The organism is Dehalococcoidia bacterium (genome assembly GCA_030648205.1).
Taxonomy (GTDB): domain Bacteria; phylum Chloroflexota; class Dehalococcoidia; order JAUSIH01; family JAUSIH01; genus JAUSIH01.
On the sequence record JAUSIH010000077.1, the window covers coordinates 1 to 9980 of the forward strand.

Annotated in this window: 12 protein-coding genes; 9 read left to right on the forward strand and 3 right to left on the reverse strand. The window is 63.9% G+C overall.

The features are described 5' to 3' along the window. The 5 genes from Q7T26_09110 to Q7T26_09130 all read left to right on the forward strand — a co-directional run. Nucleotides 1-837, forward strand: an 837-nt coding sequence (locus Q7T26_09110; GenBank protein MDO8532305.1) for a branched-chain amino acid transaminase, incomplete at its 5' end; no start/stop codon positions are given. Between the two features lie 38 nt (nucleotides 838-875). Continuing rightward, nucleotides 876-1526, forward strand: coding sequence for a glycerol-3-phosphate acyltransferase (locus tag Q7T26_09115; GenBank protein MDO8532306.1), 651 nt, complete (start codon nucleotides 876-878; stop codon nucleotides 1524-1526). Between the two features lie 24 nt (nucleotides 1527-1550). After that, nucleotides 1551-1751: an AAA-associated domain-containing protein gene (locus Q7T26_09120; GenBank protein ID MDO8532307.1), complete on the forward strand. Its 201-nt coding sequence runs from the start codon at nucleotides 1551-1553 to the stop codon at nucleotides 1749-1751. 103 nt (nucleotides 1752-1854) lie between these two features. Next, nucleotides 1855-3534 (forward strand): ABC transporter substrate-binding protein, encoded by a 1680-nt coding sequence (locus tag Q7T26_09125; GenBank protein MDO8532308.1) that lies wholly within the window; start codon nucleotides 1855-1857, stop codon nucleotides 3532-3534. Between the two features lie 25 nt (nucleotides 3535-3559). Further along, the gene (locus Q7T26_09130; protein ID MDO8532309.1) at nucleotides 3560-4285 is read left to right on the forward strand and encodes an isochorismatase family cysteine hydrolase; all 726 of its coding nucleotides are present in this window, start codon (nucleotides 3560-3562) and stop codon (nucleotides 4283-4285) included. Nucleotides 4286-4372: 87 nt separating this feature from the next. On the opposite strand, the gene Q7T26_09135 is transcribed toward Q7T26_09130, so the two are convergent. After that, complete coding sequence (locus tag Q7T26_09135; protein MDO8532310.1) at nucleotides 4373-5092, reverse strand: metal-dependent hydrolase; 720 nt, start codon at nucleotides 5090-5092, stop codon at nucleotides 4373-4375. Nucleotides 5093-5169: 77 nt separating this feature from the next. Then, entirely contained in the window at nucleotides 5170-5718 is a 549-nt protein-coding gene (gene raiA / locus Q7T26_09140) for a ribosome-associated translation inhibitor RaiA (protein ID MDO8532311.1), read from the reverse strand. Between the two features lie 194 nt (nucleotides 5719-5912). Here raiA and Q7T26_09145 point away from each other — a divergent pair, with 194 nt between their 5' ends. Then, a complete protein-coding gene (locus Q7T26_09145; GenBank protein ID MDO8532312.1) occupies nucleotides 5913-6644 on the forward strand; it encodes a ComF family protein in 732 nt (243 codons plus the stop codon). 8 nt (nucleotides 6645-6652) lie between these two features. On the opposite strand, the gene Q7T26_09150 is transcribed toward Q7T26_09145, so the two are convergent. Continuing rightward, nucleotides 6653-7156: a hypothetical protein gene (locus Q7T26_09150; GenBank protein ID MDO8532313.1), complete on the reverse strand. Its 504-nt coding sequence runs from the start codon at nucleotides 7154-7156 to the stop codon at nucleotides 6653-6655. A gap of 288 nt (nucleotides 7157-7444) precedes the next feature. Here Q7T26_09150 and Q7T26_09155 point away from each other — a divergent pair, with 288 nt between their 5' ends. The 3 genes from Q7T26_09155 to Q7T26_09165 form a co-directional block, all read left to right on the forward strand. After that, nucleotides 7445-8233: an enoyl-CoA hydratase/isomerase family protein gene (locus Q7T26_09155; protein MDO8532314.1), complete on the forward strand. Its 789-nt coding sequence runs from the start codon at nucleotides 7445-7447 to the stop codon at nucleotides 8231-8233. Nucleotides 8234-8417: 184 nt separating this feature from the next. Further along, nucleotides 8418-9569 carry a PD-(D/E)XK nuclease family protein gene (locus Q7T26_09160; GenBank protein MDO8532315.1) on the forward strand — a complete coding sequence of 384 codons (1152 nt, stop codon included), beginning with the start codon at nucleotides 8418-8420 and terminating at the stop codon, nucleotides 9567-9569. Nucleotides 9570-9767: 198 nt separating this feature from the next. Then, the coding region (locus Q7T26_09165) for an enoyl-CoA hydratase/isomerase family protein (protein MDO8532316.1) at nucleotides 9768-9980 on the forward strand (213 nt) is incomplete at its 3' end.

Genomic DNA, 9980 nt, shown 5'->3' on the forward strand with positions numbered 1-9980 from the left:
GGCATCCGCGGCAACTGGAACGCGGAGGATGGCCAGATGTACCTCTTCCGGGTCCCTGACCACTACGCGCGGCTGCACCGGAGCTGCCGCATCCTGAAGATCAAGCTGGCGAACTCGGTGGAAGAGCTGTCGCGCATCACCGTGGACATCGTCGCCAAGTCAGCGTTCCAGGAGGACGTGTACGTCCGGCCTCTGGCCTACAAGAGCCAGGAGTACGTGGGCGTGCGGCTGCACAACCTGGAGGACGACTTCCTGGTGTTCGTCACTCCCTTCGGCGCCTATTTGGACACGACGCGCGGCATCAACTGCTGCGTGTCGTCCTGGCGGCGGCCGGAGGACACGATGATCCCGGCCCGCGCCAAGATCACCGGCACCTACGTGAACAGCGCCCTCGCCAAGACCGAGGCCCAGGACAACGGTTTCGACGAGGCCATCATGCTCACCATGGGCGGCCACGTCTCCGAGGGCAGCGGAGAGAACATTTTCCTGGTTGTGAACGGCAAGCTGGTGACGCCGCCGGCCTCCGACTGCATCCTAATGGGCATCACGCGGGAGACGGTCATGACGCTGGCCAGGCAGGAGTTGGGCATCGAGACGGAGGAGCGCTCCATTGGTCGGGCCGAGCTGTACACCGCCGACGAGTGTTTCCTCACCGGCACCGCGGCGCACCTGACGCCCGTCTCGACCATTGATCACCGGCCCATCGGCGCGGGCGGCATCGGCCCCGTCACACAGAAGCTGCACAGCCTCTACTTCGACATCATCCGGGGCAAGGTGCCTAAGTACGCAAGCTGGTGCACGCCGGTCTTCGCGAAGGCGCAGAAAGCCAGGGCGTAAGGGAGTCTCCCGGGCGGGGAGGCGAAGGCTCAGCCCCTATGCTGCAAATTGCGCTGGCGGCCCTGGCGGCGTACCTCCTGGGGTCAATCCCCACCGCATATCTGGTGGGCCGCATGTACGGCGTCGACATCCGCAAGCTCGGCGACACGAACGTCGGCGCGGGCAACACACTGCGGCAAGTGGGCAAGCTGGCGGCGGCCATCGTCGCCTTCGCCGACATCGGCAAGGGCGTGGCGGCGGTGCTGCTGGCCCGGGCGCTCGCCGGCGGCGATGTCGGGGCCATGCTGGCGGGCGTGCTGGCCGTGGTGGGACACAACTGGCCGGTCTTCTTGGGTTTCCGCGGCGGACGCGGCGCGGCCACGGGCATGGGCGTCTTCTTCGCCTTCTCCTGGTACCAGGCGCTCACCGTCATTCTGTTCCCGCTCGCCATCCTCATTTTCCTGCTGTTCCGCCGTGGCACCTACGCTGCGCTGGCCGTCTTTGCACCCCAGCCGGTGCTGTACCTGCTCCGCTATTTGGCGGGACCATTGCCCATCCCTGAGCAGATAGTCCCCGCGCTGTCGCTTCCCGTCGTCCTCTACTCCGGCATACTGCCCTTGTTCATCCTGATGGTGCACGTGGGGCGCAGCCTGGAGCTGCGGCGTGAGCGTCGGCGCAGGAAGCCGGGCGCCGGAAGATCCGGGCCGTGAAGCGGCGCTCTCCCTGTTGTGCTCATGCTGTTGCGGGCCGCGCCCAGGACCCAGCTTGAGTCGGACGTGATAGCGAAGGCGCTGGATCTCCAGTTCCCCTCGCGGGAGGCGGGACGGCAGCTTGATACGGCGGTCAACTGGGGACGCTACGCCGAGCTTTTCTCCTACGATGACAGCTCCGGCTTGCTGCGCATGGAGGCCAACGGGACCGCGCAGGCCGGGTAGGGACGCGTATCCGACGTTTGTCGTCTCCGGATACAGATTATGCGTGCTGTTGACATGACCTTGAGTGGATGTACAATTAGTTCGTCGTAAAGGAGGTGCAATCGTGAGAACTGGTGTTGCTTCTTTTGTGTCTGCCCGCGCCATGGCAATCGTCGTTGCTCTTGCCACCGTCGCCGCCGCGTGCGCACCCACCGCAGCGCCTGCGCCTGCCGCCCCGGCGGCTGGGCAGCCCGCTCCCGCCGCGACGAAGGCGCCTGCGCCTGTCGCCAGCCCGGCGGCTGCCCAGCCAAAATACGGCGGGACGCTTAAACTCATTCAGGCCATAGACCCGGCCAGCCTGGACCCACATCAGGATGTGAATGCCCACGTGTACACTGCCCCCGCGTACAACCTGCTCGTCCAGTATGATGGGACGGAAGGTAAGAAAATAGTCCCGGATATAGCCGAAAGCTGGGACGTCAGTCCGGACGGCAAAACATATACGTTCAAAATCCGCAGGGGCCCCGTCTTCCACGATGGGCGGCCGCTGACGGCGGACGATGCGACGATTACTCTGGAGAGGCTCATCCGGCCTCCGAAGGGGGTTCGCAGTCAGCTCGCGTTTCTTCTGGGGCCGGCTACCGATTCCATTGAGCGCGTGGATGACTCCACCGTCCGAGTGAAGCTCAAGTACGCCTTCTCGTCCTTTATGGCGGGCCTCGCCATTGACTACGCACCCATCTACCCGAAGCACGTTGTCGAGCAGAACGGCGACATGAAGAAGACGATGGTGGGCACCGGCCCGTTCAAACTCAAGAGCTACACGCCCGGCATTGGTGTGGAACTGGTGAAGAACCCGGACTATTGGGTGAAGGGCCGCCCGTACCTGGACGGCATCACGTTCGTCCTCATCCAGGACTCGGCGACGCGTCTCGCGGCCGTCCGAACGCATCAGGTCAACATGACAGGCAAGATATTCGAGGCGTTCAGCCCCGCGGATGTTGAGACCATCAAGAAGGACGCACCCACGGTGACGTTCATCCCCGTGCGCTCCACGCCAGGCCCTTGGCTGTTCATGAACAGCCGCAAGTCCCCGTTTAGCGACCAGCGTGTCCGCAGGGCCGTGAGTCTGGCGATAGACCGGGACGCCGCCATCAAGGTGATTGCCCAGGGGAGTGGCAAGCTGGGCGAATACTTCAACATTCTGGAGGGATGGGGTCTCACGGACCAGGAGCTCAGACAGATCCCGGGATATTCCACAAGCAAGAATGCGGAGCGCGAGCAGGCGAAGAAGCTCCTGGCGGACGCCGGATACGCCAACGGCTTCGACCTCTCTATCCTCTCCCGGACGAACACGCTCAATCAGACGGCCTCCACGTTCGTCACCGGACAGCTCCAGACTATTGGCGTCAGGGCGAAGGTTGAAGTGCTGGAGGATGGTGTCTTCTTCTCCCGCGGCGGGAACGGGGACTTCCAGACGATGCTGTTTACGCCTGCCATCCTTGTGGCTGACCCCATCTGGCAGGGACGCTACTTCATTCCCGGCGGGACGCTGGACTTCACCGGCAACGAGGTTGACGAAAAGCTGAAAGACCTCTGGCTGAAGCAGGCCCAGGAAACCAACGACGCCAAGAGGCGCGAGCTGATCAAGGATATCTCTCGCCATTCTCTGGACCAGGCTCACGCTCTGCCTCTTGTCTGGCCGGACGTCTTCACCGCGTACTGGCCGGAGGTGCACGGGGTTGTGCTGGCTGTGACGGACTACGCGGCCAACCGCTTCGACAACGTCTGGCTCAGTCAGTAGCAAACAAGTCTGGAGGAAGGTGGTTATGGACATGACGAAGGTGGGGTGGCCCTTCCCACCCATGGAGTTCGAGCCGGAACTCGCAAAGACGGCGCTCCTCATCATAGACATGCAGTACTGCGACGCGCACCCTGACTACGGCCTGGGCAAGGCCATTGAGGCATGTCGTCCCGGGGCTGGCGCCTATTACTTCGACCGCCTGAAGAAGACGACGATCCCGAGTATCCAGCGTTTTCTCAGGTTCTTTCGGGACAACAAGTTGCGTGTCGTCCACCTCACCATAGGTCGGTGGGCGGAGGACGGTAGCGACATGACCCGGGTGTACAAGTGGAAGGATGCCTTCCGTAGCAGGGTTTCCGGCACGAAGTCGGCGGCCCTTCCCCTGTTCGGTAGCTTTGAGCACCAAATCCTGGAGGAGGTCAAGCCCCTTCCCGGAGAGCTGGTGGTGAACAAGAACACCAGCGGCGCGTTCAGCGGTAGCAACCTGGACACGGTCCTCAATAACATGGGTGTGGAGTACCTTGTCGCCACCGGTGTCGTCACCAACGGCTGCGTGGAGTCTACCGTGCGCGCCGCCGTGGACAGGGGATTCTTCACCATCCTGGTGGACGACGCCTGCGCCGCGCACTCGCCGGACGTCCACGAGGCGACGATGAAAACGTTCCGCCACTACAGCGGCATGGTGAAGACCACGGACGAGACGCTACGCATCTTATCGAGTAACCTGCCAAAGATGGCGGCGCGGGCGTAGCCTCCTGGCATCCGCCGCATACATCACGGAACACGGAGAGGCCCGAACAGCACGCTGTTCGGGCCTCTCTACACATCACTGCGGCGGCTACAGGTTCGCTACATCCCCGGACTTCATGACGATGACCTTGGTCTCCGGTGACTCTTCCTTCATCCACTTCTTGAACTCGCGGGGCTTGTCCGGCGTGCAGAAGTGGGTCGGCACCGCGGCCTTCAGGTGCATCCACTTGCACACCATGGCGGCCTCCCGCGGCCACAGCTCCGTGCCGGAGTGCGGCGTGGCGTTCCCCACCGGGATGAGGCCGATCTGCGGATGGTACAGCTCGCCGAAGAGGCGGATGTCCGAGAAGATGGACGTGTCGCCGGGATGGTAGAAGGCCGGGTCGTTGCCCGTGCTGAAGATAAAGCCTACGGACATGCCCATGAGCAGCTCATTGCCGGACTGGAAGCGGGAGAGGTGCTGGCTCTGGACCACGCGCACGTGCACGTCCTTGAACTCATGCACGAAGCCCCACACGGCGGTTTTCAGGCGCTCGCTGGAGATGCCGTTGTTGCGCAGGTGCTGGATGACGGCGGGCTCGGAGATGACGGTGCACTTGCTGCGCTTGCAGATTTCCAGGGTGTCGCCCATGTGGTCGCGGGCGCCGTGCGTGACCAGGACGAGATCTGGAGGGGTCAGCTCTTCCACCTTGATGGTGCTGGTGATGTTCCCTGTGATATAGGGGTCAATGATGACGCGGGTACCCGCCCGGGAGACGATTTCAAACCCTGAGTTGCCCATGTACCTGACTTGTCTCTTGGTTGGCATTCTGCCCCCTTTCGTTGCGCTTAGACCGTCTGCGGTGGCGCTGTCCCGCCCGCTGGCCGAAGTCGCTGGCTGGCGGGCTATTTCACCTCTGGCTCGATCAACCCGTAGGTGCCGTCCGCGCGGCGATAGACGACGTTGAATTGGTTCGACTCGGAGTTATGGAACATGAAGAAGTCGTGGCCGAGCAGGTCCATCTGCTCCACGGCCTCCTCGGGCGGCATGGGCTTCATGACAAACCGCTTGACGCGGGCGAAGAGGGGCGCGGCCCGCTCGGTCGCCGCCGCTGGCGCGGGCTTGCTCAGCCCGGGCGGGGGGCGCTGCTCGCTCAGGTAGTGCTTGCCCTTGAATCGCTCAAGGCGGCGCTCCACGGTGTCCACGACTGTGTCCACGGCGACGAAGGCGGTGCTGGCCCGCTCCTGGCCGCGCAGAATCCTGCCGTTGATGTTGAGCGTGACCTGGACGATGTACCGGTTGACTTGGGACTTGGTGTCCTCCTGGGTGACCTCTACTTCGATGGTGCTGATGCTGGGCAGGTGGCGGTCCAGCCTGCGGACCTTCTTCTCAATGTAGTCCTGGATGCGCGGGGTCAGCTCCATGTTCTTGCCGTGAACGTTCAGTTGCGCCATTGCCACACTCTCTGCCAAAAGTCCAGGGGCGTCCGAGCGCCCGCGACGGAGCGCCTACGAATTCTGATTCTACGCGACACCACGCGCTCCCGCAACTGCCGCCGCCTTGCATCGTCCAGCCGACCCCCGTATGATGGGGCGCTGCTGGGAGACGCCGCGCGCACGCGCATCCCCGCGGACGCGGAGGCAGGGAAATGAGGACATCCCCGTTGGAAGCGCAGACCCGTCACGCCGCATGGCCTCGTGCTCTGGCGTCGGCGGCGCTGGACCTGCTCTTCCCTCCCCGCTGCGTGGCGTGCGGGCGCGGTGGCTCCTTCCTCTGCGCTGTTTGCCTCACCCTCGCGACGCCCGTGCCGGAGCCGCGGTGCGACCTCTGCGGCCAGCCCATCGCCGGCGGCCCGCTGTGCGGCCGTTGCGCCGAGTCGCCGGTCGCGGGCAGCGGGTTGCGCTCCGTTTTCGTGTACGCAGGCCCCGTCCAGGCCGCCGTCCGGGCGCTCAAGTACCATAACATGCGCGTCGTGGCCTCCCCGCTGGGCGTAGAGATGGCCCGCTATCTCCAGGCCTGGGGCGTCGAGCTGGACATTGTCGTGCCCGTGCCGTTGCACCCGCGCCGCCTGCGGGAGCGCGGCTACAATCAGGCGGAGTTGCTGGCCCGTGCTCTGTGGAAAGAGACAGGCCTGTCCGTGCAGCCCGAAGCCCTTGCCCGCGTGCGGGACACGCCCGCTCAGGCCAGGGCGCCCAGCGCCGTCGAGCGGCGACGCAACGTGACGGGGGCCTTCTCGGCCCGCGAGGTGGTCCGAGGCAGGCGCGCGCTGCTGGTGGACGATGTCTGCACCACCGGCGCGACCCTCTCCGCCTGCGCGGAGGCGCTTCTGGCGGCGGGCGCGGCGCACGTGTGGGGGCTGACCGTGGCGCGCGAGCCGTAGGGCCCCGTCTAGGCGGCCTGCGCCTCCCGACGGAACACGAGGAGGTGCTCGTACACCGGGCAGCACCAGTCGGACGCCTTCGTCGGGTCCTCTTTCGCGGCCATGCGCAGGACTGCCTCCGCCGCCGCGCACAGGGGCGGGTGCGCGCTCCCTCCGGACGTCATCGTGACGACAGCGCCCTTCTTGTAGCCCAGAGGGCAGACTCCGCGGGTGTCCACCACGCGGAACGCGAGGGGAGCGGCCTGCACGGCCACGCCACTGGGGCGAAGGATCGCGCTCGTCGGCGCCTGCCGCAGGGCCGTTGCCTGAGGCTGCGCGGCTGGCGCGGCTGCGGTCCGGGAGCGCCGGTACACCAGATATGCGGCCGCCACGGCGAGCACATACGTAATCCCTGGTATGATGGCGACGAGCCATCCCCTCGACAGCGCCACCCCCACAATGACCGCCACGACCAGGAAGCCCGCCAGCGTCACCAGTTCCGCCAGTCCGAAACGGGACCGTCCGTCTTGCATCGCGTACCTCCTTCGTTCACCTCATCCTCGCCCCACGTCCGGCAATTCCACGGACACGTGCGGAGCAGGACAAGACGTATCGTCGTGCGGATGCGCTCCGCGATTACATGTATAGTGCGGAAAAGGTCGTCGCGTCAAGCACTAAAGTAAGCGCATGACGCAATGCTATCGGAGCAAGCATTACGGCCAATAGTGGCACCCCTCGGCGCGCCTTGACGCTCCCAACGGACGGCCCTATGATGAGACGGCTGTCGGGCCGCAAGCTCCGCTCAGGAGACACACCTGTCCATGACCTACGAGACGCTGGACGTGCGCCGGGACGGCCACGTGGCCACCATCGCGCTGGCGCGGCCGCGCGCCGGCAACGCCGTGAACGCAGTCATGGCCGAGGAGATGCGGGACGCCTGCCGCCGCCTGTATGAGGATGACGCCGTGCGGGCCGTCCTGCTCACCGCTCAGGGTCGTTGCTTCTGCGTGGGCGCCGATCCCGCGGAAGAGAAGCGGCTGCTGAAGGCGCGGTCGCCCGCGCGGGCGGAGGCCATCATGGCGCGGCTGTCCGTCGCGTCGTCCATCGCGTCGCTGGACCGGCCCGTGGTCGCGGCCATTCAGGGCGACGCCCTCGGCCAGGGGCTGGAGCTGGCCCTCGCGTGCGACATTCGCATCGCGGCGTCGGGTGCGCGCTTCGCCATGCCGCAAGTCGAGCGGGGCGTCGTGCCGTGGGACGGGGGCACGCAGCGGCTTCCGCGCGTTGTGGGGCAGAGCGCCGCCCAGGGGCTGCTGCTCGGAGGGCAGACCCTCACGGCACGGGACGCGCTGCGCGTCGGGCTGGTGACGCAGGTTGTCCCGGCCAAAAGCCTCGCGGATGCGGCGCACGCCGTGGCCGAGCGCTTGGCGGGCTACGCGCCCTTCGCGACGCGCTATCTGAAGGAGACAGTGCTGCACGGGCTGGACATGACGCTGGATCAGGGGCTGCGTCTGGAGGCGGACCTCTCCACGCTGCTGCAGACCACCCGCGACCGCGCGGAGGGCATTCGCGCCTTCTTCGAGAAGCGCACGCCGAAGTTCGAGGGACGGTAGGTCTGCCTTGCTAACGGACTCCATCGAGGAGATTCCTCGTCCTTCGTCGGAACGCCTCGGAGTGCCAGCGGGTCAAAGCGAGGCTTTACCCACTGCAAGGGTGTTGGGAACCGCAAGTTCGCGCCAGAGCGAAAGATGCGTTGCACCACATCAGGCCGAATCTGCCGTCGCGAAGGAGAATGAGATGCCGAGAAAGATGGTAGTGCAACGTGAAGGACAACCTAAACCCGAAGACCTTGTGGAGACACTAGCCGACAGCGAACAGCAACTTCACGACCTCGTTCAAAATAACCCAGACCTTTTGCCCGTAGAGGAATTTGGAATGCAAGGCCCGCTGTTAGTTGTGGGCAAAGAGACGACAGTGGTGTCCGGGGCTATTGACCTTGTTGCTCTCACTCGCGACGGAGAAATCCTTGTTGTCGAGTTCAAGACGGGACCACAGAATACGGATTTCCGTAGCGTTGTGGCGCAACTTCTGGACTACGGTGCTCAGTTATGGCGCCTGTCCTATGAGGACTTCGAGACATCGGTAGCGGTAAAGTACTTCAGGAGCAATGAGTGCAAAGATACCGCCCTGCAACGGAAGGCAACTCTAAGGGAAGCTGTAGATGCGAAATGGCCCACACCCAAGGATGCAGATGCACAACCACAGTGGGATAAGGTTCGCTCTAACATCGAGCGCCAACTGGCTAGCGGAAGCTTCCACTATGTCATTGCTGCTCAGAGCTATACCGAAGCCGTCTTGAAGACTATCCGATACCTGAACGACGCAATGAGGACGGCACGTTTTTACGCAATTGAAGTCGTTTGCTTCAAAGGTGATGCCATGTCTGCGTTTGAATCACGAACGGTCTGGAAGCCGAATCCTCCAGTTGGGAATACGCAGAGGATCACCAGAGGACAGTTCTTGACCAGTCTGACAGATGAATCATATCGAAAGACAATAGGCGACCTGCTAGACGCATGCGAAGGGCTGGGCCTGCAACTTTACTGGGGTTCGCTCGGCGTATCAATCAGGCTACAATCAGCCGATCCCCGTCGTATGCTGTCGGTAGCTTGGGTTTACCCGCCGGGCCGCGGAGGCTGGAATAACTTGAAGGATATAGCCCTTGGATACGATCCGGCCAGTACAAAGGATTTCCCGGGACTGCAGTCCGCTCTGGAACGTTACGTTGCTGCTGTATCCAAGTTGGATGGGGCTACTCCTGCCAAGAGTGGCGGCTTGCGGGCATACCAGTTCGGTCCTAACGAAGCAAGACGTCTCACCTCTAGATTTGTTGAGTTGTGGGCGAAACTAGGTCAGGAGTCGGAACAGCCGGAGGTAGGGAATCCCTGAGTAGCAAGCGGTGCGAAACCGTAGGTTATTTTTGAACAGTTTCGAACCCATGCTGCGTTCAACGAGGGATGGTGCAGGGCCGCCCTTCGGCCCATCGGGGGCGACGGGGGTGTCCCCCGTTACGTTTTTCCCCTTCTCCCGCAGGAGAAGGGGTCAGGAGATGAGGTATCCCGCCTATTTGCGGCATAGTGAACTACAATGTCTGACGTCATCCAACTGGACATAACAAACACCGTCGCCACAATTACTCTTAACCGTCCCGACAAGCTGAACGCCTACAATATGGCGATGCGGGACGGCATGTGGGCGGCTCTCTCCGCCGTGCGCGACGCCCCGGACGTGCGCGCGGTCGTCCTGCGCGGCGCGGGCGAGCGGGTCTTCTGCGTCGGCGCGGACCTCTCGGAGTTCGGG